We start from the raw sequence: 24,249 nt of genomic DNA, 5'->3' as shown, positions 1-24,249 counted from the left end.
CGATGATCTCAAGCTTTTCGGATGCAGAATACCCGAATTAGAGTTCTTACGGGTCCCAAGACATGAATGGCACCGGCAAAACTCAAAACGAGCGATGGGAGCCGCCCGGTCGCTGGCGGCTCCCCGTCCTGACGCCGAATGCGCCGCCGGGCGGTTCGGCATTATTTTTCGCTTCGCAGCTTCCCGGGTCTATAAGACCGGAGTTTGCGCTTCGTTTCCCCGTTCAAGATCTGGCGATGGAGGCCGGTTGCACCATGCCGCTTCCTGACCTCGGTGTATTCCGGATCGGCCCAACGACGCCGCAATTCTGGACCACAACTATTGCAACTCATGACCAAGCTAACCTCTTCGGCATTAAGATCGTCGATGAGCGCAACGTCTTTCGGATCAATGTTTAAGGTACGCTCCACGATCTGTCCGATCTTCTGCATAACGTAGTCAGAGTCGGCCGCCTTTTGTGCGGCCAAATCGCCCTGCGGGATCCCGCCGTGTTTATCGAGCAACTCGAACAACAGCTTCAGGTCGCGCGGTTTGCCCGACCGGATCGTCTGATTGAGCACGCTAGCGACCGCCAGTTCGAACTTGGTCATGGTCTTGCCGTTCACGGTAACCAGCTCATCGCGCACCCGTGCGACGATCTGCGCCTGGGTTTCTGGCGGCCTCTTCTTATGTCCCTTGAAACCCGACTGACCCGGAACCCACCGGCTGTGTTTGGGCGGCTTCTTATAGCCGATCTCGTAGTCCTTACCCCCGGAACCATCATTCTTGCTCATGGTCGCCCTCCTCTGCTCGGGCGGCCTCAGCCGCCAGTTCATCGAAGGTCCGGCCCGTCTCGGCATCGATCGCGAACTGGCCAGTCCAAGCCTGCCAGCGCCGGATCGCAACATCGACGTAGAGCGGATCGAGTTCCATGCCGTGGCAAATGCGCCCGGTACGTTCGGCCGCGATCAGAGTGGTCCCGGAGCCGAGGAAGCAATCGATTACCCGGTCACCGCGCTTGGTGCAGTCGAGGATCGCATCGGCGATCATTTCCACGCCCTTAGGTGTGGGATGCTTCTTTAAGAGGTCCCCCTCCCGCCCCGACCGGCTGGAGGCTGCGCATGGATATTGCCAGACGTTAGACCGGTTCCGGCCGTTGACGCCAAGCTTCACATTGTTGACGTGTTTGGCGCCAGGAACCTTGAAGACCAGCACCAGTTCGTGCTGCGAGCGGTAGAAACTTCCCATTCCCGCGCGGTCCTTGATCCAGCAGCACATCTGGACAAGCGGGCCGAATACACCCTCGCAGGCCCGCAGCAGAAGATCGAGGCTGCGCCAGTCAATGAAGATATATACCAGTGCGCCGGGCCGTGAGGCCACAGCTAGATGCCCCGCGAACTCGCGGAAAAACCGCTCGAGCGCGACCGGGCCCATGTCGCCTGCGCCTTCAACGAAGTCGCGATGAAGGCCCTTCTTCGAAACAAACCCGTCGACCTTACAGCCATAAGGTGGGTCAGTGATCGCCATGGCGGCTGCCTGTTCGTCCATTAGCCGTGCAACGGCGACGGTCTCCGTCGCGCTACCACATAAAATATGGTGGCAGCCGGCGAGCCATTTCTGCCCAAGTTTCGTTACCGCCACCTCAGCAAGCGGCGGAAGGCTGTTCGGATCGCCTGACCCGCCGCTCAGCTTGCCAAAGCCCAAAGCGCGATCGAGTTCGCCGGCTTCGAACCCGATCGTCGCGTGGCTGAAATCTTCTAACTGGCCTTCAAATTCGCGAACCCAGACATCGAGCGCGAGAGGGTCCCATTCGCCTTTGCTGAGCAACTGGTTGACCGCGATCGCATAGTGCTTCTGCTCGATCTCGCTCAACCCGTCATGGCGAACTACGAGCAGGGTTTCGAGACCGAGTTTGCGGGCTGCAAGCACGAACAAGCCGCCGACTAGCACCTCGTTTTGATCGTTCACGACGACCGGTAGCGGAACGCCCTGCGGCAATTGAGGCAGGACGCCCGTTGCTAGATCGACATCATGCTTACTGTGTTTTCTCGGCTCGCCGTCGAGCAATTTGAACTGTGCTACGGCAGCCCGAACCATCGTGGTCCGGTTGTGCCCGATCGGGTCCGAACCACTGTCATCATTACACTTCGATTTTTGCATTTTACCCTCCTGATTCGAAATGGAGGGGGGTTCATTGAACTGCGAAAAATCGGCGGAAAAAGAGGAAAATGCTCAGCGTGTACGATTCTTTCGTGGACGCCCACGCTTCAGATCGGGTTTGGCGCCAAATGACAGCGGAGCCTTTGGTGTGCTTACGCCAATGTAGCTGGCGTTCGCGAGGAGCGGTGCCGTGATCGCCCATCGCAGCGCATCATCCAATTCCTTGCGCAGCTCCCGATAGCGCCGTTCGAGCGTCGCTCCACGCAACGCTCGAATAACCGACAATACTGGCTTGCCATCCGATCCAGATACGTAGCCGTAGATTTTCAAGCCGTCCTTAGCGATTTCCCGAACTGTCCGTTTCTTGGCGAGTTCAACTGCAAAGTGACCGAGGATCTGCTCACGATCCCCTATCTCAGGCCGGCCTACACCGGATCTGCGTAACGCCCCTACGTAGTTTATCATGATCTGGAATCCTTCCAGTGTTGAGTGTTGAACGAGGTTTGGCGCTGAACAAGAAGCACCACAAATCGTTCACTCCGACAAGACCCCTCCCCCCCCCAGCATCAAGCGGGCGCTGAGCGCCTTGCCTGTGGATGCCGACAGCGTCGCTGCACAAGGGGTGGCCGTTGCCTACATGGGCGAATATCTTTCCCTACATGCAGGACAGGGAATTTCTTCGATAAACCTCTGATGCCACGCCCAGACTTTGTTCGGTGCTCGACCGAAACGACCGATTTCCTGCGAAATTCCCTAGAATCTGCTTTCTGTAGGGAAGAGACTGGTCCGCTCCGGACTGCGTCGCGCACCAATTTCTGAAAATCCAAGGTTACAGCCCCCGGCCCCAAGGCCTGCGGGGCTTGAGCCTTGTCTGCTGTCCACGCACGCCGAAATGCGCGGATCGCCTTACTGGCGATTGATTTGTTCGTTCGAACGAATTATGGCCTGCCCATGCTTCAGGACCGCCTTCTCAACACCGCGATCGACCGGTTCGGGCGGCTGGGCTTCGATGGGGCCAGCACGCGGGACATTGCGCGCGCATCCGATACGGCCATGTCGTCCATCACTTATCATTTCGGCGGCAAGGAAGGGCTGTACCTGGCCTGCGCCGATCATATCGCCTGCCAGATCCGCAGCCGCCAGACCGCCACGCTCGCCCTTGCCGACGATGCGGAGAAGCTTAGCCCGAACGAAGCGCTGGAGCGCATACTGCAGGCGATGGACAGCGTGGCCATGATGATGCTGCACGATGATTCGGCCGCATGGTCCCGCTTCGTGGTGCGCGAACAGCTGGAACCGACCGAAGCGTTCGAACGGCTTTATCGCGGTGTGATGCAGGATCTGCTGAACGGGTTCGAGGCGCTGCTGCGCCGCATCCGGCCAAAGCTGGAACGCAAGCAATTGCGCGCGTTGGGCCTCATGATCTTTGGCCAGGCTCTGGTAATGCGGGCGGCACGCGCCACCGTGTGCAAGGCGCTGGAAGTGGGCGAACTCGGCCCGGACGAAGGCAACATGCTGCGCGGCCAGTTGCGCCGCAACATTATCGCCATCCTCACCGGAGGGACAGAATGAACAGGAAGCGTCTCATTCCCATCCTCGCCGCGGCAGCCCTGCTGATCGCTGCCATCGCCACCAACGGTTTCGGCCTGGTGGGCAAGGGCAATGGCGGTGACCTGACTCTCTACGGCAATGTCGACATCCGCGAGGTGGACATGGCCTTCCGCGTGCCGGGCCGCATCGCCGCCATCGACGTGGACGAAGGCGACAAGGTGGAACCGGGCCAGATGCTCGCCCTGATCGATCCGGCGCCGCTCGACAGCCGGATCGCCGAATCGGATGCCATGATCTCTCAGGCCCGCGCCCAGCTGGCCGAACTGATGAACGGCAGCCGCGCACAGGACGTCGGCCAGGCCCGCGCCCGGGTGGATGCCGCGCAGGCCGCATTGCGCAAGGCCCAGCAGGATGTGGACCGGCGCCAGTCACTGGTGGAGCCGGGCGCGATCAGCCGCGATGTGTGGCAGGCAACGCTGGCCCAGCGCGATCAGGCTCAGGCCCAGCTCAATGAAGCACAACAGGCACTGTCCAAGCTCAATCAGGGCGCGCGCGTAGAACAGATCGACGCGGCCAAGGCCCAGCTCAAGAGCGCGATGGCCGCGCGCGGCAGTCTGATGGTGGACCGGGGCGACACTGCCCTGCGCGCCGCGACTGCCGGCACCGTAGTTACCCGCGCGCAGGAACCGGGCGCCATCGTTCAGTCGGGGCAGACCGTGCTGACCCTGTCTATCGACCGCCCGCTGCGCGTACGCGCCTATGTTGCAGAGAGCGATCTTTCGCGCGTCGCGCCGGGCATGAAGGTGCAGGTGAAGGCCGACGGCAACCACAAGACCTACCAGGGCACGATCGGCTTCATTTCGCCGCGCGCCGAATTCACACCCAAGACGGTGCAGACCGAAGATCTGCGCACGGACCTTGTCTATCGCATGCGCATCACCGTGACCGATCCGGACGACAAGCTGCGCCAGGGCCAGCCGGTGACAGTAACGGTGACCGGCAAGTAAGGGCTCGAGGGGCTTCGCCATGCCTTCCGCCACCCTTCAGCCCCCTGAAGTGCCCTCTCAGGTCCCGAAGCCCGAGGCGGTTGCCGAGGCCATCGGCCTGACCAAGCGCTTCAAGGGCATGGATATTGATGCGCTGGCCGGCGTATCCATGACGGTTCAGGCCGGGAAGATCACCGGGCTGGTCGGGCCGGACGGCGCGGGCAAGACCACGCTGATTCGCCTGCTGGCAGGTCTGCTCCATCCCGATCAGGGCGAAGTGGCGATTCTGGGCCAGCCGCCAGCCGCCATGCTCGACCAGCTGGGTTACATGCCCCAGCGCTTCGGCCTGTATGAAGACCTGACGGTTCTGGAAAATCTCAGCCTCTATGCCGAACTTCGCGCCCTGCCGAAGGAAGAGCACGAGGAGACTTTCGCCCGGCTGCTGGCATTCACTGACCTTGCCCGGTTTCAGGACCGGCTGGCGGGCAATCTGTCCGGCGGCATGAAGCAGAAGCTGGGCCTTGCCTGCACGCTGGTACGCGCGCCCCGCCTGATGCTGCTGGACGAGCCGGGCGTTGGCGTCGATCCCATTTCCCGGCGCGAGCTGTGGGCAATGGTGGATCAGCTGACCGATCAGGGCATCGGCATCCTGTGGTCCACCGCCTATCTCGACGAAGCGGAGAAGTGCGACCGGGTCTATCTGCTCAACGAAGGCAGGCTGCTGTTCGACGGCGCACCGGGCGAACTGACCGGCCGCGTCGAAGACCGCGTGATTCAAGTATCCGGCTTCGAACCGCGCCGCCGCCGCTTCCTGACCCAGACGCTGGACCGGCCCGACATCATCGACGGCACGATTCAGGGCCGTTCCGTGCGCCTGCTGGTGCGCGACGGGCATGCCGTGCCAACCGCAGGCGATTTCGCGGCAGGCCCCGCCACCACGGTGCTCCCCGCGCAGCCGCGGTTCGAGGACGGATTCATCGAGATTCTGGGCGGCGGCCCCAAAGGCACCAGCGCATTGGCGGAGAATTACCGCACGGTAGAGCGGGGCGAGAATCACGCGATCGAGGCAGTGGGCCTGACCAAGCGCTTCGGCGCCTTCACTGCCGCCCAGTCGATGGATTTTGCCATCCCGCAGGGCCAGATCTACGGCCTGCTCGGCCCCAATGGCGCGGGCAAGTCCACTACCTTCAAGATGCTGTGCGGCCTGCTGACCCCCACCGAAGGGCGCGGTGCGGTGGCTGGCAACGATCTGCGCAGGGCGGCGGCAGAAGCGCGTGCATCGCTGGGTTACATGGCGCAGAAATTCTCGCTCTATGGCGATCTCAGCGTGGCGCAGAATCTCGATTTCTTCGCCGGCGCCTATAATCTGTCGCGCAGCGGGGCCCGGCGGGCCAAGGATGCCATGATCGAGATCTTCGATCTGGCCGACAAGCTCAACATGAATTCCGGCGCCCTGCCGCTGGGCTTCAAGCAGCGCCTCGCGCTGGCCTGCGCAGTGATGCACCAGCCGCCCGTGCTGTTCCTCGACGAGCCGACATCGGGCGTCGATCCGGTCACGCGGCGCATGTTCTGGACCCATATCAACGGCCTGGTTGAAAAGGGCGTGACCGTGCTGGTCACCACCCATTTCATGGACGAGGCCGAATATTGCGACGACGTTTCGCTGATCTACCGCGCGCGGCAGATCGCCACCGGCACGCCCGATTCGCTGAAGGCCAAGGCTGCTGAACTGACCGGCACGGCCGATCCGACGATGGAGGATGCCTTCATCGCCCTGATCGAGGCGAGCGATCTTGAACTGGAAGCGAACGGAGGCCCACCGGCATGAGTGCCCCCGGCAACCAGATCCGTTTCGACATGCGGCGCCTGAAGGCGATGATGGTGAAGGAATTGGCTCAGATCGTGCGCGATCCCTCCACCTTCCTGATCGCGCTGGCCATGCCCCTGCTGCTGCTGTTCCTGTTCGGCTATGCCGTGTCGCTGGATACGCAGGGCACAAAGGTGGCCGTGGTGATGGAGGATTCCAGCGCCCCGGCACTGGCCCTTGCCAACAGCTACGAAGCATCGAGCTATTTCTCCGTCACTCACCTGCGCAACCGCGAACAGGCGCGGCGCATGATGATCGGTGACGAGATCAGCGGCGTGGTGGTGATCCCGCAGGATTTCGGCAAGGTGGTACATGACGGACGCCTGCCCGACATTCAGATCGTTACCGACGGTTCGCAGCCCAACACCGCCATTTTCGTGGCCAGCCACGCGCAGGGCGTGTTCCAGACATGGGCCGCAAACGAAGGCCTGCCCGGCGTAATCGCCAAGGCCCCGCAGATAGAGCTTTCGGCCCGCTTCTGGTTCAATCCCGGCCTCAAGAGCCGCTATTTCCTCGTCCCCGGCGCCATCGCCATCGTGATGACCATGATCGGCACCTTGCTGACCGCACTGGTGGTGGCGCGCGAATGGGAACGCGGCACGATGGAGGCGATCCTTGCCACGCCGGTGAGCATGGCCGAATTCATCGCCAGCAAGATCCTGCCCTATTACCTGCTCGCGCTTGCCTCGATGACGCTGTGCACGGTGATCGGGGTAACGATGTTCGGCCTGCCGTTCCGTGGATCGCTGCTGGCGCTTTACCTCATCGCATCGGCCTTCCTGATGCCCGCGCTGGGGCTGGGGCTGTTCATTTCCTCGGCCACGAAGAACCAGTTCGTGGCCAGCCAAGTGGCGCTGCTGTCTTCCTTCCTGCCCACCTTCCTGCTGTCCGGCTTCATTTACGAGATAAGTTCCATGCCGGTGTGGATTCAGGCGATCACTTACGCAGTGCCTGCCCGCTATCTGATCCCCCCGCTGCAGACGCTGTTCCTAACCGGCGACATCTGGGCGCATTTCCTGCCCAATATCGCGGTGATGCTGGGCTTCGGCTTCCTGTTCTTCGCCCTGTCCTTCCGGGTCACGAAAAGGAGCCTCGACTGATGCAGCGCCTGAAAGCCAGCATCATCAAGGAAATCTGGTCGCTGCTGCGCGATCCGAAGGCGCGCATCGTGCTGGTGCTGCCACCGCTGCTGCAATTGTTCATCTTCACGTTCGCCACCACGCTGGATGTGAAGAATGTGGACGTTGCCGTGCTCGACCGGTCGGGCGGCACCCATGCGGCCGAACTGGTGCAGCGCATTTCCGGCAGCCCCAATTTCCGCAACATCCTCTATCTGCGGTCTTCCGAGGAACTGCGCCACGCGATCGACAACCAGCAGGTGATCGCCGCGCTGGTGATCGAGGAAGGGTTTGACCGCGCGCTGGACAAGGGCCAGCCTGCCCGGGTCGGGCTGGTGCTGGACGGGCGGCGCTCCAACGCGGCGCAGATCGTGGCCGGCTATATCGGACAGATCACGGCCGGAATGGACGCGGATGCCATGCCCCGGATGCAGGGCGGCGCGCAGGTGACCAACTGGTTCAATCCCACGCTGGACTTCATCTGGTTCACCTTGCCCGCGCTGATCGTGATTATCGTATCCATCGCAGGCCTGGCCATCACCAGCCAAACCGTGGCGCGCGAGCGCGAGCTGGGCACTTTCGACCAACTGCTGGTCAGCCCCCTGCGCGTGCATGAGATCGTGATCGGCAAGATCGTCCCACCATTTCTGGTGGGGGCCACCAACGGCACGCTCTATCTGTTCGTGGCGCAGGCGGTGTTCGGCGTGCCCTTCACCGGTTCCTATCTACTGTTCTTCATTTCGCTGGCGACCTATCTGCTCGCGCTGATCGGGGTGGGGCTGTTCGTCTCCTCCCTGTCGATGACCCAGCAGCAGAGCTTCCTCGGCAGCTTCGTGGCCACCACGCCGCTGATGCTGCTTTCCGGCTATGCCAGCCCCATCGCCAACATGCCGGAATGGCTGCAGACCGTAACCTACATCAATCCGGCGCGTTATTTCCTGATCATCGTGCAGGGCCTGTTCCTGAAGGGCATGCCCGCCACCGATGTGCTGCATCAGCTCTGGCCGCTGGTGCTGATCGCGCTCGTCACCCTGTCGGCCTCGGCCTGGCTGTTCCGGTCGCGAATGGAGTAATCCGATGCGTTTCCGCCTTCTCCTCCCGCTCCCCTTGCTCGCCCTGGCAGCCTGCACCGTCGGACCCGATTACGAACGGCCGCAAACCGCCATGGCCGGCGACTGGCTGGAGCCCGCATCCACCGCGCCGGTAACTTCGGCATGGTGGGAACAATTCGGCGATCCGCAGCTGACCGCACTGGTGGAGCGCGCATTGGCCACCAGCCCCGACATCCGGCAGGCCACGGCCCGCATTGCAGAGGCGCGCGCCATGCGCGAAGCAGCACAGGGCGGGCGCAAGCCGCAGGTGACCATGACGCGGGACACCACGCTCAACCGCATCAGCGAAAACGGGCAGATCCCTGTAGGCAACATTCCCGGCTTCGACCCGGAATTTCCGCTGATCGACAGCGGCTTCGACGCCAGCTGGGAAGTGGACACATGGGGCCGCACCACCCGCGAGATAGAGCGCGCGCGTGCCGTGGAACATGCCGCGCAATGGGCACAGCGCGATGCGGTCGTCTCGCTCACGGCGGAAATCGCGCGCACCTATGTCGACTTCCGGCTTGCGCAGGAACAGCTCGCCACCGCGCGCACCGAACAGCAGGCCAGCACTGCGCTGGCCGAACTGACCGCGCTGCGGGCCAAGGCAGGCGAAGGATCGCGGCTGGAGGCGGAACAGGTTAGCGCCGAACGCGAGGCACGGGCAGGCGCGGTCGCGCAAGCCCAAGCCGATGTTGCGGGGGCGGCCTATCGCCTTGCCGCGCTGGTGGGCACGCCACCCGAAGAGATCGTGCCAGACCTGCTGGCCAGCAGCGGCCCCGTGCCCGCCGCGCCCGATGCAGTGGCCAGCGGCATCCGGTCAGACCTGCTGGAACGGCGGCCCGACATTCGCCGCGCGGAAATGGACCTTGCCGCCGCCACCGCCGGGATCGGCGTGGCCAAGGCGGACCTCTATCCCCGCTTTACCCTGCAGGGCAGCATCGGCTTGCAAGCCCAGTCGGCAGACGATCTCCTGACGGGGGAAAGCCTGCGCTACATGGCCGGCGGCTTCTTCCGCTGGCCGATCTTCAACTTCGGCCGCATCCGCGCGCAGATCCGCGCGGCGGACGCCAAGGCGGACGGTGCGGCGGCAGCCTATGAGGCGGCAATCGTGAAGGCCCTGTCCGAAAGCGAAGGCGCGGCCAACCGCTTCGCCGCTTCCGCCCGGTCCGGCGCCAATGCCGCCACGGCCCTGCAGCGCGAGCAACAGGCATGGACCCTTGCGGGACTGCTGTTCGAACGGGGCGAAACCAGCAAGCTGCAGCTGGAACAGGCAAGGCTGCGGCTGACCCAAGCCGAACGACAGGATGCACAGGCCCGCGCAGGCAAGGCCGCATCGGCCATCGCTTTGTACAAGTCGCTGGGCGGCGCATGGCAGGACGAGGCGGCGGAGTAGGGTTTTCCAGTCGCCCCCTGCGTCATCCCGGGCTTGATCCGGGATCCCGCAAGCTTGCGCCCTCTTTCGTCATCCCCGCGCAGGCGGGGATCCAGCAGCAACCGCCGGAACTGGCTTCCCGCCTGCGCGGGAATGACGAAGAGTGGAGACACGCCGCACCCTGCGCTGGCGAATGCGGAGTAACGCCGGGTGGAGAACAACCGAGCGGACGGGGCCGTGCCGGTCTTTCTGGCGCGCGGCACAAGGCTGGGGTGACTCCATGAAATCCCCATGATGCACATCTCTTGCACATCCCACCTCTAGACCGCTATATAGATGTTTCATACATCAGGAATCACAGATGATCACTGCCCAGCAAATCCGCGCCGCCCGCGCGCTTCTCGGGATCGACCAGAAGCAGCTGGCCGAACTGGCGGGTGTCTCCCTGCCCACCATCCAGCGGATGGAGGCGAGCGAGGGGCAGGTGCGCGGCACGGTGGATACGCTGGTGAAAGTAATCGGCGGGCTGGAAAAGGCCGGGATCGAGATCATCGGCGAACATTCGCCCAGCGCCGGGATCGGCCGGGGCGTGCGCCTGCGCGAGACCATCGCGGGAGCGTCCAGCGGTGCAGATGCATCGCTGCTTTATGACAAGCAGGCCCCGCAACCGGCCCCCGCCCCTAAGGGCAGCCCGAGGCACGAATGATGGCCAGCCTGCCCTCCGCCTTCACCCCCAAGCTGATCACGGCCTTCCGCGAAGGCTACACGCTCGCCCGGCTGCGCGCCGATGCCATGGCCGGGCTGACCGTGGCGATCGTGGCTCTGCCGCTTTCCATGGCTCTGGCCATCGCCAGCGGCGCCTCGCCCGACAAGGGGCTGGTGACGGCCGTAGTGGCGGGCTTCTTCATTTCGGCACTGGGCGGATCGCGCGTGCAGGTGGGCGGGCCGACCGGCGCCTTCGTGGTGGTGATCGCGGGCGTGATCGCGCAGCATGGCTATTCCGGGCTGGTGCTGGCCACAATCCTTGCCGGGATCATCCTGATCGTGGCGGGCTATGCGCGGCTGGGCCAGCTGATGAAATTCGTGCCCATGCCGGTGGTGACGGGCTTTACCGCGGGCATCGCCGTGATCATCGCCTCCAGCCAGGTGGGCGATTTCCTTGGCCTGCAGGCGGGCAAGGTGCCGGCCGAATTCCTGGGCAAGTGGGAAGCCTATCTCAACGCCATAGGCACGATGAGCTGGCCCGCGCTGGGCGTGGGTGCCGGATCGCTGGCGGTGATCCTGCTGCTGAAGCGCATCAACCCCAAGCTGCCCGGCTATCTGATCGCCATTGGCGTCGCATCGCTGGCCGTGCTGCTGCTCGGCCTACCGGTGGAGACCGTGGGGGCGCGCTTCCCCGATATGCCCACCAGCCTGCCCATGCCGGAAATGCCGCGCTTCACCATGGCCATGCTGCGCGACGTGCTGCCATCGGCCTTCACCATCGCCTTCCTTGCCGGGATCGAGGCGCTGCTGTCCGCCGTGGTGGCCGACGGGATGACCGGATACAAGCACCGCCCCAATCAGGAACTGATCGGGCAGGGCGTGGCCAATCTCGCCTCTGCCTTGTTCGGCGGGCTGCCCGCCACCGGCGCGATTGCCCGCACCGCAACCAATATCCGCGCCGGCGCGCAGACGCCCATGGCGGGCATCTTCCATTCGCTGGCCCTGCTGGTGGTGCTGCTGGTGGCAGGCGGTCTGGTGGCCTATGTGCCCATGCCCGCGCTTGCCGCGATCCTGCTGATCGTGGCCTGGGGCATGAGCGAAGTGGAACGCTTCCGCATGTTGCTGCGCATGGATGTGGGCGAACGCGCGCTGCTGCTGCTCACCTTCGCGCTGACCGTGCTGGTGGACCTGACCGTGGCGATCGGCGTGGGCGTGACGCTGGCCTCGCTGCTGTTCATGGCTCGCATTTCCAGCGCCACCGGCGTGCTGGCGGACGATCGCAGCATCGAGGACCCGGGCCAGCGCGCCGCCCTGCCGCAGGGCGTGGAAGTGTTCCGCATTGCAGGGCCGATGTTCTTCGGCGTGGCGGGCGACATGCTGGATACGCTGACCCGCATCGGCCAGGTGCCGCGTGCGGTGATCCTGCGGCTGGACCGGGTGCCCTACATGGATTCCTCAGGCCTTGCCGTGCTCGAAACCTTCGTGCGGCAGGCGAAGGAACGCCAGACGCGAGTGATCCTGTGCGACATGCAGCCCGGTGTGTGGGAAACCCTCGCCCGTGCCGAACCGCGCTTTGCCGGGGCGGAACGGGTGAAGTCTCTGGATAGCGCCATCGCCCGGATCGACCGCCGCTCGACCGACTGAGGCCCCAAACCTGCACCGCTCGCCGCGCTTGCGCTGCCGTCACACCGTTTCTGCGCCCCGCTCCTAGCGGGTGGGCTGGCTTGCGTGGCACAAGCTGGCTCAAACAGATCGGAGAGAGGCCATGGCCAGCAAATACGAACAGGAAGTCTATGATTGCATGAACCCGACGCTCGACCTGATCGAGCGGACGGAAAACCCTCTGCACCGCGCGATCCTGCTCAATTATTGCCGCCACGTGCATCTGGAAGGCGCGGCGATGTTCAAGGAAATCACTGCCGACGACATGATGGCGGACGATCCCGTCTATCACGTGTGCTGGGGCGATAATCCCGTGCAGGTCCACGGCAAGCAGGGCGTGTTCGATTTCTATTCGTCCATCGGCGACATCGTGCTGTGGAACAGCGGCGATCAGGTGGCCGTGGCCGATTGGGGCATTGCCGACGAGATGTGGTTCCACCAGATGTCCACCGGCGCGGAACTGGCCAAGATCGGAATCAAGGCGGAAAAGGAAGAGGGGCTCTATCTCGTCTCCAGCCGCCAGGCCTTCATCTGGCCCTATAATGACAAGGCGCTGCTGACGGGCGAGCACCTGTATGAAGACAAATCCACCCTCACCATCGAGGAAATCGACCCGGCCGAATATATGACGCCCGAACGTGTGCGCGAGATTCACCGCGAATGTCTGGTCGATCTCGAACAGCGCTTCGGCCCGAATTATTGGGTCTACAAGGGCTGAGCGAAGGCTGCGCTCCAAGGCAAGTCTTGCGCATCCCCCTTGTGCCATCCCATGATGCGGAAAAATCCGCATGAGAGGAAGGAACTGGGGGATGCGTTTTACCACACTCAAGGGGGCAGGCCTTGCCGCCGCCGCAATCGGGCTAGCCGCCGCCGCGCCAGCACAGGCCGAATGGGTCGCCAGCTGGACGGCATCGCCCCATGCGCCGCTGGGCACGGAAGGGCCCTTTGCCGCCGCTTCTTATGACAATGTCACGCTCAGCCAGATCCTGCGCCTGAGCGAGGGCGGCACCAGCGTTCGGCTGCGCTTTTCCAACCGCTATGGCCCCGGCCCGCTGGAAATCGGCGCGGCGCGGATCGTGCGGATCGACGATGCGGGCAAGGAAGTGCCCGGCAGCGCCCGCATGCTGACTTTCGGCGGCGAGGCCGGGGCAGTGATCCCGCGCGGCGCGCCTTTCGTCAGCGATGCCGTGAAGCTGGACCTGCCCGATCTGGCGCGGTTGAAAGTGGAATTCTACCTGCCCAAGCCGACCGGCCCCTGCACCTGCCACCTTACCGGCATGGACGAGCTGGCCGTGTCGCCCCCCGGCAATCACGTGGGCAAACCCTTCGAGCCTGTGTCCAAGGCGCAGTTCCGCGCGTTCCTGAGCGTGGTGGAAGTGGATTCGCCCGATGCGCTGGGCACTATCGTGGCCTTTGGCGATTCGATCACAGACGGGGTGGGCTCCACTCCCGGCGCCAATCGCCGCTGGCCCGATATTCTGGCCGACCGGCTGCAGGCCGCGGGCAAGGAATGGGCTGTGGCCAATGCGGCGATCAGCGGCAACCGCATCCTCAGCCCCGGCATGGGCGAGGCGGCACTGGCCCGCTTCGACGAGGACGTGCTGAGCCTGCCCAATGTGAAATACATGATCGTGTTCGAAGGGGTGAATGACATCGGCAACCGCTTCGGCGTGCGCAGCGGCGGGCCGCAGCTGCCGGGGCTGGACCAGCCGCAGATCACGGCGGAGCAGATGATTGCCGGCTACAAGCAGATCATCGCCCGCGCCCATGAAAAGGGCATCAAGGTGATCGGTTCGCCAATCGGCCCCTATAAGGGCGCCAGCTACTGGACCGAGGAAGGCGAAGCCGCGCGCGAGCAGATCAATCACTGGATTCTCACCGGCGGGGCCTTCGACGGGATCGTGCGGCTCGATACCGCCTTTGCCGACCCGGCCGACCCGCGCCAGATGCGCGAAGGCTATCACATGGGCGACCATCTGCATGGCAGCGATGCCGGGCTGAAAGCCGTGGGCGATTCGATCGACTTGAAGCTGTTCAAGGCGCACTGAACCGCCAGACCTGGCCCACTTTCCGAGAAATGGCACCGGGCGGCGGAACTGCGCCGCTCGGTTCATCGCATGCTTAGCTTCAGGTTAACTTCTCAGGCCTAGTCCGCCTCCATGGGGATAGGTGTTTTCACGCGCATGCTTGCATGCCTTGCGCTGCTGATCGCGGCCACCTTGGCCATTCCCTCCCCTGCTGTTGCCCATGAAGAAGGGGCGGCCAAGATCCAGCCGACCTGTCACGCCTTCAGCCCCGCCACCACTTCCTATGCCGAACTGGCGGCCGATCCATCCGCATGGATCTGCAATTCCACCCATTGGAAAGACTTGCAGCCCGCCGGCTGGCTGCGCTTCGAAGCGAGTGCGTGGCGTGGGCAGCCTTTGCCTGCGGCCCTGGTGACCCGCGTCACCAAGTTCGACAAATTGAGTATCTTCTCCGTCAATCGCGATGGCACGGTGGAGGCACTGGGCCTTGGCCCGCAGGATGTTACACCGCGTGCGGGCCGCTCCGTCTTTTCCGCGCCATTGCCTAAAGTGTCCGCCGACACGGTGGCCATCGTGGTGCGCTTCGAACGGCCTTGGAATGCGGCCGTGCTTTCCGACGCTCGCCTTTCCAGCTCGTGGGAAGGCGGCGGTTGGTCTACAGCGATGCTGACAGCTTTCGGCATGCTGGCAGGCCTGCTGTTGGCTCCGCTGATTTTCGATCTCGCGATCTATTCGGTGCTGCGCCAGCGCTTCGTGCTGTGGCATGCGACGCTGGTCGTCTCGATGATCGCATACGTCATCAGCTTTTCCGGGCTGATCGTGCTTTACGCCGATTTCGGTGTGGTCACGCTGGCCAAGATCAACGGGTTCGCCCCCGCATTGGCAGTGGCGCTGGCGGGCTTTTTCGTTGCCGATTATCTCGAGCCGGAAAAGCTGAGCCCCAATATGCGCCTCGCCTTGCGGATCGCCAGCGCGCTGGTGGTGATAGGGCCGGGGCTGATCACGCTGCATCCGCCCTTCCTCGATTATCGCTCGCACCAGTTCTATTTCATCGGCTTCATTCCCGCGCTGGCCATCCATGTGCTGGCCATGGCCCAGGCGCTGCGGCGCGGCAGCCGTGCGGTGAAGTTCCAGATCGCGGCATGGGCGCCGATCTTCCTGTGCGCGGTCGAACGGATAGTCCGCGGTGTCGGTTTCTATGGCGCGCCTTCGCTGGTGGACGAGCTGTTCTATGCCGCGCTGGTGGTGGAAGTGATCATTTCCGCGATGGGCGTGGCCGACCGCATGATGACCCTGCGCGATCAGCGCGACACTGCCCGCACCCGCGCGCAGGTGCTGGAAACTCTGGCCGATCACGATCCGCTGACCGGGCTGCTGAACCGCCGCGCGATCGAGCCGCGCTTCCATCAATTGTGCCAGCACGGCTTTTCCACTTACGCCCTGCTCGATCTGGATCACTTCAAGGCGATCAACGATCTGCACGGCCATGCCATGGGCGACGAAGTGCTGCGCGCCGCCGCCCGCAATCTGTTGCCCGATGAAGATACGCTGGTGATGCGGCTGGGCGGGGAGGAATTCCTGCTGCTGCTGCGTGGACCCGATGCCCGCGCCCGCGCCGAACAGCGCCGCCAGATGCTGCCGATCCGGATCGCGGAAGAAGTTCCGGGGCTCAGCCGCCTGGTCACGGCAAGCATGGGCGTGGTGGAAGGCCCGCCCGAAGCCATGGCCGCCAGTTCCTTCCGTACGCTCTATTCCCGTGCCGACAAGCTGCTCTACGAAGCCAAGCAGGCCGGGCGCAATCGCACTATCGGCGAAAAGCTGACCCTGTTCGATGCCCATGGGAAAGACCGACGCGGCAACGACAGGCGCCGGCAGGAAAGGCGCACCCAAGGCAGTGCGGGGCGCAGCAAGAGCGCCTGATCAGGCCGGCATGAAAGGCGCGGATATATCCGGCGTGATGCGCTGGGGGCGGCCGGTTTCCCGGTCGATCATCGCCCAGATCGAACGCACCTTCACGATGGGCTTTCCGGCTGCATTGGTGAAATCCACACAGCGCAGGAAACGCGCACCCTGCGGCGGATCGGGGATGAAGGTGCGCGCGGTCACTTCCTCGCCCTCCACGATATTGCCGCGATAATCGATCTCGTGCCGGGTGACGAACCAGACATATTTCGCCTGATGCTCCGGCGGGGCCACCGCTTCCCAATGGGCCGTGGCGATGTCCTGCACCCATTGCAGCCACACCATGTTGTTCACATGCCCGTTGAAGTCGATGTGCTCCGGCCCGGCCGTGAAGCTCATCGTGTAGCTGTTGCTCATTGCGTGATTCCTAGCGCCCCGCGCCAAGCTGCCACAAAATGAAGGCGAATTCCTCTGCTGTTTCCTTCAGGCTTTCGAAACGGCCGGATTTCCCGCCATGGCCCGCGCCCATATTGGTCTTGAGGATCAGTTCATTGCCGTCGGTCTTCAGCTCGCGCAGCTTCGCCACCCATTTGGCCGGCTCCCAATAGGTCACGCGCGGATCGTTGAGACCTGCCGTCACCATGATCGGCGGATAGGCCTGCGCCTTTACCTGATCATAGGGCGAATAGCTGCGGATCAGTTCGAAGGCGGCCTTGTCCTCGATCGGGTTGCCCCATTCGGGCCATTCGCCGGGAGTGAGCGGCAAAGAAGCATCCAGCATGGTGGCCAGCACATCCACGAATGGCACATGCGCCACCACGGCGCCCCACAGGCCCGGGTCCGAATTGGCGACCGCGCCCATCAGTTCCCCGCCTGCCGAACCGCCGGAAATGCTGATCTGCCCAGCCTGCGTATAGCCCAGCGCGATCAGGCCCTGCGCCACATCCACAAAATCGTTGAAGGTGTTGGTCCGCCGTTCCAGCTTGCCCGCCTTGTACCAGGCGCGGCCCAGATCGTCCCCGCCGCGAATATGGGCGATGGCATAGGTAAAGCCGCGATCCACCAGGCTGAGCCGCGTGGTGGAAAAGCCCGGCTCTATCGAAATGCCATAGGCACCATAGCCATAGAGATGCAGCGGGCCGGGGCTCCCCGTATTCATTTGGGCGCGATCCTTGCGATAGACCACGCTGACCGGGATCTTCGTACCATCGCGCGCGGCGATTTCCAGCCGTTCCGTCGCATAGAGCGAAGCATCGTAGCCCGAGGGGATTTCCTGCACCTTGAGCAGGTCCATGCTGCGATCCGCCACGGTGTAATCATAGACCGAGCGCGGGCTGACCATGCTTTCATAGGAAAGGCGCAGCTTTTCCATTGCCCATTCGGGATTGTCGCCCAGCCCGGCGACATAGCTCGCTTCGGGGAAAGTGATCGGCTCGATCCGCGCAGGATCGTCGTAATAGCGAATTTCCACCTGATCGAGCCCGGCGCGGCGGCCTTCGATTACGTAGAAATCCCTAAAGAGATCGAAGCCAGTGAGATAGAACTCGTCCGTCCCTTCAATCAGCGTGGTCCAACTGCCCGGATCGGCCAGCGGCGCCGTGGCGAGGCGGAAATTCTCATGCGTGTCGTTGGTATGGATGAACAGCGTGCCGTCCCGCTCGTCCACGTCATATTCCACGCCAGCCTGCCGCGCCTTGATCAGGATCGGCGTGGCCAGCGGATCGTTGGCCGGGATCAGCCGCGCTTCGCTGGTTTCATGGTCGCCCGTGGAAATGACCACCCATTTCTCATTGGCGGACAGGCCGGAGCCGACGCGGAAGCCTTCATCATCCTCGTGATACAGCTCCACATCCTGTTCCAATGGCTGGCCCAGCCAGTGCAGGCGGACATTGTCCGTGCGCCATTGTTCATTTGCCAGCGAATAGATCAGGCCCTTGTCGCCCGCGACCCACACGAGCGAGGAAAGCGTGCCGGGAATCGTATCGGGCAGCAATTCGCCCGTGGCCAGATCCTTGATCCGCACGGTGAAGCGTTCGGAGCCGTTATCGTCCACCGCATAGGCCAGCATCATGCCGTTCTGGCTGAGCGACAAAGCGCCGAGGCGGAAATATTCCAGATCGCCCGCCAGCGCGACTTCATCCAGGATCAGTTCGTCCGCGCTGCCATCGTCCGGCGCGCCGACCGGGCGGCGCCACCATTTCTTGTATTCCGCGCCTTCCTCGAACTCGATCCAGTAGAGCCAGTCGCCGTCCTTCTGCGGCACGGACTTGTCCGCTTCCTTGATGCGGGCGCGCATTTCGGTGAACAGGCTGTCGATCAGCGGCTGGTGCGGTTTCATCCGCGCTTCGAACCACGTATTCTCCGCCTCCAGATGGGCGAGCACTTCCTTGTCCGTCACTTCGGGATAACCGGGATCGCGCAGCCATGCGTAATCGTCGGTCACGGTGATGCCGTGATGGGTGACGGAATGGGGCTTCTTTGCCGCGAGAGGGGCAGTAACGGGCGTTGCGGGTGTGGTATCGGCCATGATCCCGCCCTATGTTGGTGCGGAAAGGACCGCAAGCAATGCTGATGCAGACTCACGAAGCCCGTCTCACCGCCCTGAGGAAGGAACTCGCCTCACGCGGGCTCGATGGCTTCGTGGTGCCAATCAGCGACGAGCATATGAGCGAATATGTCGGCGCCTATGCCCAGAGGCTTGAATGGCTGACCGGCTTCGGCGGTTCGGCCGGCACGGCGGTCGTCCTTGCCGACAAGGCGGCGATCTTCGTCGATGGCCGCTATACATTGCAGGTGCGCGATCAGGTGGACGGCGCCCATTGGGAATATCAGGGCGTGCCCGAAACCAGCCCCGCCAAATGGCTGGGCGCGAATGCGCCCGATGGCGCGACCATCGGCTATGATGCCTGGCTCCATTCCAAGGGCTGGGCAGACGCCGTGGCCCGCGCGCTGGCACCCAAGGGCAGCAGGCTCGTCGCGGTGGACAGCAATCCGGTGGACGCCGTGTGGCAGGACCGACCCGAGCCCTCGCTGGCCCCCGCCCTCGTCCATGAAGATGCCTATTCCGGCAAGCCCAGCGCGGAAAAGCGCGCCGAACTGGGCGAATGGCTGAAGACCTATGGCCTCGATGCCGCGGTGATCGCAGCGCTCGATTCCGTTGCCTGGCTGCTCAACATCCGCGGCACCGATGTGGAGCGCACGCCGGTGACGCTGTCCTACGTGGTCGCCCATGCGGACGGCACGGCCGATCTGTTCATCGCGCCCGAGAAGGTCACTCCCGAACTGGTGGCCCATCTGGGCAATGCCGTGCGCCTGCGCAACAAGGCGGAGTTCGTTTCCGCTCTCGAAGAACTGCACGGCAAGCGCGTGGCGGCCGATCCCACCAATTGCGTGGCAGGCATTTTCGCCGCGCTGGACAATGCGGGCGCGGTAGTGGTCGAAACCGGCGATCCCTGCGTGCTGCCCAAGGCGATCAAGAATCAGGTGGAACTGGACGGCCACCGCGCCGCACAGGCGCGCGACGGGGCTGCCGTCACCCGCTTCCTCCATTGGCTGTCGCTCGAAGGGCCGAAGGGCACTGTCACCGAAATGTCCGCAGCGGAAAAGCTGCACCAGTTCCGCCGCGAATGCGGCGATCTGCGCGACCTGTCCTTCGACACGATTTCCGGCTCCGGCCCGAATGGCGCCATCGTGCATTACCGCGTGAGCGAGGAGACTGACCGCACGCTGGAACCGAACAGCGTCTATCTGGTCGATTCGGGCGGACAATATCCCGATGGCACCACCGACATCACCCGCACCGTGTGGATCGGCCCGGACGAGCCGCCGCATGAAGTGAAGGACCGGTTCAGCCGCGTGCTGCGTGGCAATCTGGCGCTTGCCACCCAGACCTTCCCCACCGGCACCACCGGCAGCCAGCTCGATACGCTGGCGCGCCAGTTCCTGTGGCGGGCCGGGCTGGATTATGCCCATGGCACCGGCCACGGCGTAGGCAGCTTCCTGTCCGTGCATGAAGGCCCGCAGCGCATTGCCAAGGCGCGCGGCGCGCAGGCAGGCGGCGAGCAGGAATTGCTGCCCGGCATGATCCTTTCCAACGAGCCAGGCTATTACAAGACCGGCGAATACGGCATCCGGGTGGAAAATCTGGTGGTGGTGGAAGAACGCCACATCCACGGCGCGGAAGGGGCCTGGCTGGGCTTCGAAACGCTCACTCTGGTTCCCATCGACCGCCGCCTGATCGACGTCGACCAAGTGACCGACAATGAACGCGCCTGGTGGGACTTCTATTGCGCGCGGGTGTGGGACGTGATCTCTCCCCAGCTGGAAGGCGAGGTACTCGCCTGGCTGGAAGAGCAATGCGCACCGCTCTGACGACATAAAACAAAGGGGAGAGGCCGCCATGGCCAGACACGTGCTGGAAACCAACCCCATCCATCTGGGCAGGGGCGCCAGCGCGATCCCTCAGCCGGAATTCCCGCGCGATGAGCGGGCAATGCAATGGTATGCCGATTACACCGCGCGCCACGGGGATGACGGGGCCGAGGGACGGCTGGTTTCCCTGTTTCGCTTCACCGAAAGCTGGCCCGGCTGGGAAATGCACCCGGCGGGCGATGAAGTGGTGGTCTGCCTTTCCGGCACGATGGAGCTGATCCAGGAACTGGAGGACGGCACCCATGTGCACACCCGCCTTTCCCCAGGCGAATATGCGATCAACCCGCCCGGCACTTGGCACACGGCGGATATTGAGGGGGAGGCGACCGGCCTGTTCATCACTGCCGGTGAAGGCACGCAGCACCGCCCGCGCTAAGCTCGCCCGCCGCCATCTTGCAGCCCGATGAACACGCCCGTTCAGACGCGACACTTTGCGACAATTTTGCCGCAGCCCGGCATAAACCAGCGACATGCGCGCAGTAAAACCTGTCTCATGAGCTGCGGGGTCCGCTTCAGTCCCCTCCCTCCCACTGGGCCTCGCAGCTCCCCAATTCCATCCTTTCGGATTATGGAGCCCCCTACGATGCGCAAGATCACTCTCGCACTTTCGGCCGCCGCGCTGGCAATGGCCGGCGCCGCTTTCGCCCAGCCGGGCGCTGCCCCCAATGGCCCCGGCAATGCCCCGCAGACTCGCGCCGAGGTCGAAAAGCATGTCGACGCCATGTTCGCCCAGATGGATGCGAACAAGGACGGCAAGCTGGATGCCAAGGACCGCGAAGCCCGCGGCGCGGAACACTTCGCCAAGATCGACAAGGACGGCAACGGCCAGATCAGCCGCCAGGAATTTGCCGATGCACGCCCTGGCCCCGATGGCCCGCCCCCGCCGATGGACGGCAAGGGTCCGGGCAAGGGCATGAAAGGCCACGGCAAGAAGGGCCATCCCGGCATGGCCTTTGGCGGCCCCGGCCCGATGATGGACCCGCAGGCAGCCGATACGAACAAGGACGGTGCGATTTCGAAGGACGAGTTCAGGGCGGCTGCCCTTGCCCGTTTCGACAAGATCGATACCGATCATGACGGCACGATCTCTAAAGCCGAGCGCAAGTCCGCCAAGCAGGCCCACAAGGCCGAACGCAAGGCAGAAGGGCGCGCCAAGCGCCAGGCGCCGGACGGCAAGTCGGCCAGGTAATCAGTAAGGCACAAGGGGGCGCGATATGACGAGCGAGAATGCGGCACCGATCCGCATCCTGCTGGTGGACGACGAACCGGGCCTGCGCGAGCCCCTGGCGGAATATCTCATCCGCCAGGGGTTTGCCGTGACCCAGGCCGCCAGCGCAGCGGAAGCACGCACCGTGCTGCTCAGCCAGACACCGGAGCTTGTGCTGCTGGACATCATGATGCCCGGCGAGGACGGCCTTTCGCTCTGCCGCCACCTGACCGAGGCGAAGGAACTTCCCGTTATCCTGCTGACCGCCAAGGGCGAGGCGATGGATCGGATCGTCGGCCTTGAAATCGGGGCGGACGATTACGTGGTGAAGCCCTTCGAGCCGCGCGAACTGGTCGCCCGGATCAAGAGCGTGCTGCGCCGCGCCACACGCGGCGGCCCCGTGCCGCAGGAAGATGCACATTACGAATTCGAAGGCTGGCGGCTTGATCCGGTCAAGCGCCGCCTGATCGACCCGCAAGGGGTGCTGGTGCCGATTTCCTCGGCCGAGTTCCGCCTGCTGGTCGCCTTTCTCGACCATCCGCGCCAGGTGATGGACCGCGACCGCCTGCTGGACATGGTGCAGGGCCGCGAAGCGCATCTGTTCGATCGCGCGGTCGACAACCAGGTGAGCCGCCTGCGCCGCAAGATCGAAGTGGATTCGCGCGAACCGCGCCTGATCCAGACCGTGCGCGGCGGCGGCTATGTGCTGGCAACGGACGTGCGGCGCACTCTGCCGGGAACCGGCACGTGAAGCTGCGCCTCTATCCTCGCAGCCTGCTGGGCCAAATGCTGCTGGCGGTGGCCGTGGCCCTGCTGGTGGCGCAGGCGATTTCCGCTGCCCTGCTCTATCGCGCGTCCGAACAGCGCCGGCAGATGGGCGTGGCCAATGGCCTCGCCTTCCAGCTCGTTTCCGAACCGCGCATCGATTACCGCGAGACAGAGCCGAACCACGCATCGCAGGACAAGCGAGAGATTGAACGCCGCGATGAAGACCGGCCCCGCCGCTGGCAGCGCCTGCGTGTGGAACATACGGCAGACAATCCGCTTCACCCCGGCGAGATGCGCGACGCCGCGCGTGAAGAACAATTGCGCGCCATTTTGGCCGAACAGGGAATCGAACCTGCCCAACTTGTGGTGACGAGCCGCAACGTGTCGGACGACCCCTATGTGGAACAGCGCCTGCGCGACACGGACAGGTGGCGTGTCCGCCCGGACTGGGCCGAACGCGATCTGATTGTCGCCGGCCTCCAGCGCAAGGGCGAGAAGGACTGGACCGTGGCCCGCATGCCCCACCCTGCGCCCGAACCGGGTGCGCTGGGCGGGATCATCGGGCAGACCATGATTATCTATGCCGTGCTGGTTGGCGGCCTTGCCCTGCTGCTGCGCCGCATCACCCGGCCGCTGGCCGCCCTGACGCGGCGCATGGAACAATTCGCCCGCACGCGTGAGACGGATGGGCAGTTGCAACCCGCCGGGCCGGACGACACGCGCCGCCTGATCGAGGCCCATAACGAGATGGAAGCCCGCATTGCCGCCCTGCTGGACGAAAAGGACGTGATGCTGGGCGCCATCGGTCACGATCTGAAGACCCCGCTGGCTGCGCTGCGCGTGCGCATCGAATCCGTGGAAGACCCGACCGAGCGCGACCGCATGGCCGCCACGATCGAAGACATCACCCGCACGCTGGACGACATCCTGTCGCTCGCCCGTGTCGGCCGCCCGTCGGACCAGCCCGAAACCACCGATCTTGCCGCCCTGACGGCATCGGTGGTGGAGGAGTTCGAGGATATGGGCGAGGATGTGGAATTCGGCGAAACCAGCCGCATCGCCGCGCTGATCCGCACCACCTGGCTGCGCCGCGCCCTGCGCAATCTGGTGGCCAATGCCCTGCGCTATGGCGGGGGCAAGGCACGCGTTTCCCTGCTACGCGAAGGCCGCATGGCCGTGCTGCGCGTGGAAGACGATGGCCCCGGCATTCCCGAACACGAGATCGGCGCGATGATGGAACCGTTCCGCCGGGGCGAAAGCTCCCGCAATCGCGGCACAGGCGGATCGGGCCTTGGCCTGACGCTGGCCCGCGCGATTGCGGATCAGCACGATGGCAGCCTGCGCCTTGTCAATCGCCACGGCCCCGGCGGCGAGGTAATTGGCCTGACCGCCGAAATCCGCGTTCCGCTGGCCTGAG

General features: G+C 64.1%; 21 protein-coding genes. 16 read left to right on the top strand and 5 right to left on the bottom strand.

Going from position 1 to position 24,249, the window contains the following annotated elements; all coding sequences use genetic code 11:
* Positions 1-161: 161 nt before the first annotated feature.
* From SZ64_RS14875 to SZ64_RS18655, 3 genes are all read right to left on the bottom strand, one after another.
* Entirely contained in the window at positions 162-773 is a 612-nt protein-coding gene (locus tag SZ64_RS14875) for a DUF5681 domain-containing protein (protein ID WP_156313655.1), read from the bottom strand.
* A complete protein-coding gene (locus SZ64_RS14870; protein ID WP_082384611.1) occupies positions 760-2,139 on the bottom strand; it encodes a DNA modification methylase in 1,380 nt (459 codons plus the stop codon). Before SZ64_RS14870 ends, SZ64_RS14875 begins: the two co-directional genes overlap by 14 nt.
* Positions 2,140-2,211: 72 nt before the next feature.
* Positions 2,212-2,604 carry a hypothetical protein gene (locus SZ64_RS18655; protein WP_156313654.1) on the bottom strand — a complete coding sequence of 131 codons (393 nt, stop codon included), beginning with the start codon at positions 2,602-2,604 and terminating at the stop codon, positions 2,212-2,214.
* A 486-nt stretch (positions 2,605-3,090) separates the two neighbouring features.
* Here SZ64_RS18655 and SZ64_RS14865 point away from each other — a divergent pair, with 486 nt between their 5' ends.
* From SZ64_RS14865 to SZ64_RS14815, 11 genes are all read left to right on the top strand, one after another.
* Positions 3,091-3,711, top strand: a complete 621-nt coding sequence (locus tag SZ64_RS14865) for a CerR family C-terminal domain-containing protein (RefSeq protein ID WP_156313653.1) — start codon at positions 3,091-3,093, stop codon at positions 3,709-3,711.
* The gene (locus SZ64_RS14860) at positions 3,708-4,697 is read left to right on the top strand and encodes an HlyD family efflux transporter periplasmic adaptor subunit (protein ID WP_054531543.1); all 990 of its coding nucleotides are present in this window, start codon (positions 3,708-3,710) and stop codon (positions 4,695-4,697) included. Before SZ64_RS14865 ends, SZ64_RS14860 begins: the two co-directional genes overlap by 4 nt.
* A gap of 19 nt (positions 4,698-4,716) precedes the next feature.
* Positions 4,717-6,504 (top strand): ATP-binding cassette domain-containing protein, encoded by a 1,788-nt coding sequence (locus SZ64_RS14855; protein WP_082384610.1) that lies wholly within the window; start codon positions 4,717-4,719, stop codon positions 6,502-6,504.
* A complete protein-coding gene (locus SZ64_RS14850; RefSeq protein WP_054531542.1) occupies positions 6,501-7,643 on the top strand; it encodes an ABC transporter permease in 1,143 nt (380 codons plus the stop codon). The genes SZ64_RS14855 and SZ64_RS14850 overlap by 4 nt, the downstream gene beginning before the upstream one ends.
* Positions 7,643-8,734 carry an ABC transporter permease gene (locus SZ64_RS14845; protein ID WP_054531541.1) on the top strand — a complete coding sequence of 364 codons (1,092 nt, stop codon included), beginning with the start codon at positions 7,643-7,645 and terminating at the stop codon, positions 8,732-8,734. The genes SZ64_RS14850 and SZ64_RS14845 overlap by 1 nt, the downstream gene beginning before the upstream one ends.
* Before the next feature lie 4 nt (positions 8,735-8,738).
* Complete coding sequence (locus SZ64_RS14840; protein ID WP_054531540.1) at positions 8,739-10,151, top strand: efflux transporter outer membrane subunit; 1,413 nt, start codon at positions 8,739-8,741, stop codon at positions 10,149-10,151.
* A gap of 340 nt (positions 10,152-10,491) precedes the next feature.
* Positions 10,492-10,836 carry a helix-turn-helix transcriptional regulator gene (locus tag SZ64_RS14835; RefSeq protein ID WP_054531539.1) on the top strand — a complete coding sequence of 115 codons (345 nt, stop codon included), beginning with the start codon at positions 10,492-10,494 and terminating at the stop codon, positions 10,834-10,836.
* A complete protein-coding gene (locus SZ64_RS14830) occupies positions 10,833-12,479 on the top strand; it encodes a SulP family inorganic anion transporter (RefSeq protein WP_054531538.1) in 1,647 nt (548 codons plus the stop codon). The genes SZ64_RS14835 and SZ64_RS14830 overlap by 4 nt, the downstream gene beginning before the upstream one ends.
* A 121-nt stretch (positions 12,480-12,600) precedes the next feature.
* Positions 12,601-13,215, top strand: coding sequence for a hypothetical protein (locus tag SZ64_RS14825; RefSeq protein WP_054531537.1), 615 nt, complete (start codon positions 12,601-12,603; stop codon positions 13,213-13,215).
* Positions 13,216-13,306: 91 nt separating this feature from the next.
* Positions 13,307-14,545 carry an SGNH/GDSL hydrolase family protein gene (locus tag SZ64_RS14820; RefSeq protein ID WP_054531536.1) on the top strand — a complete coding sequence of 413 codons (1,239 nt, stop codon included), beginning with the start codon at positions 13,307-13,309 and terminating at the stop codon, positions 14,543-14,545.
* A 135-nt stretch (positions 14,546-14,680) separates the two neighbouring features.
* A complete protein-coding gene (locus tag SZ64_RS14815) occupies positions 14,681-16,444 on the top strand; it encodes a diguanylate cyclase (protein ID WP_054531535.1) in 1,764 nt (587 codons plus the stop codon).
* Here SZ64_RS14815 and SZ64_RS14810 read toward each other — a convergent pair whose 3' ends face one another.
* Positions 16,445-16,843, bottom strand: a complete 399-nt coding sequence (locus tag SZ64_RS14810) for an acyl-CoA thioesterase (protein ID WP_054531534.1) — start codon at positions 16,841-16,843, stop codon at positions 16,445-16,447.
* Between the two features lie 10 nt (positions 16,844-16,853).
* Complete coding sequence (locus SZ64_RS14805; protein ID WP_054531533.1) at positions 16,854-18,953, bottom strand: S9 family peptidase; 2,100 nt, start codon at positions 18,951-18,953, stop codon at positions 16,854-16,856.
* A gap of 38 nt (positions 18,954-18,991) precedes the next feature.
* Here SZ64_RS14805 and SZ64_RS14800 point away from each other — a divergent pair, with 38 nt between their 5' ends.
* From SZ64_RS14800 to SZ64_RS14780, 5 genes are all read left to right on the top strand, one after another.
* Positions 18,992-20,797 carry an aminopeptidase P family protein gene (locus SZ64_RS14800; protein WP_193391531.1) on the top strand — a complete coding sequence of 602 codons (1,806 nt, stop codon included), beginning with the start codon at positions 18,992-18,994 and terminating at the stop codon, positions 20,795-20,797.
* A 28-nt stretch (positions 20,798-20,825) separates the two neighbouring features.
* Positions 20,826-21,233 (top strand): cupin domain-containing protein, encoded by a 408-nt coding sequence (locus tag SZ64_RS14795; protein ID WP_054531532.1) that lies wholly within the window; start codon positions 20,826-20,828, stop codon positions 21,231-21,233.
* 207 nt (positions 21,234-21,440) lie between these two features.
* Positions 21,441-22,046 carry an EF-hand domain-containing protein gene (locus tag SZ64_RS14790; protein ID WP_054531531.1) on the top strand — a complete coding sequence of 202 codons (606 nt, stop codon included), beginning with the start codon at positions 21,441-21,443 and terminating at the stop codon, positions 22,044-22,046.
* Positions 22,047-22,071: 25 nt separating this feature from the next.
* On the top strand, positions 22,072-22,815 hold the full coding sequence (locus tag SZ64_RS14785; RefSeq protein ID WP_054531530.1) for a response regulator: 744 nt from the start codon (positions 22,072-22,074) through the stop codon (positions 22,813-22,815).
* Positions 22,812-24,248: an ATP-binding protein gene (locus tag SZ64_RS14780; protein ID WP_241773049.1), complete on the top strand. Its 1,437-nt coding sequence runs from the start codon at positions 22,812-22,814 to the stop codon at positions 24,246-24,248. Before SZ64_RS14785 ends, SZ64_RS14780 begins: the two co-directional genes overlap by 4 nt.
* Position 24,249 lies beyond the last annotated feature (1 nt).

The sequence above is a fragment of the Erythrobacter sp. SG61-1L genome (assembly GCF_001305965.1).
Taxonomy (GTDB): Bacteria; Pseudomonadota; Alphaproteobacteria; order Sphingomonadales; family Sphingomonadaceae; genus Andeanibacterium.
The sequence above is the reverse complement of the archived record's forward strand: the minus strand, read 5'-3'. Positions and strand labels throughout refer to the sequence as shown.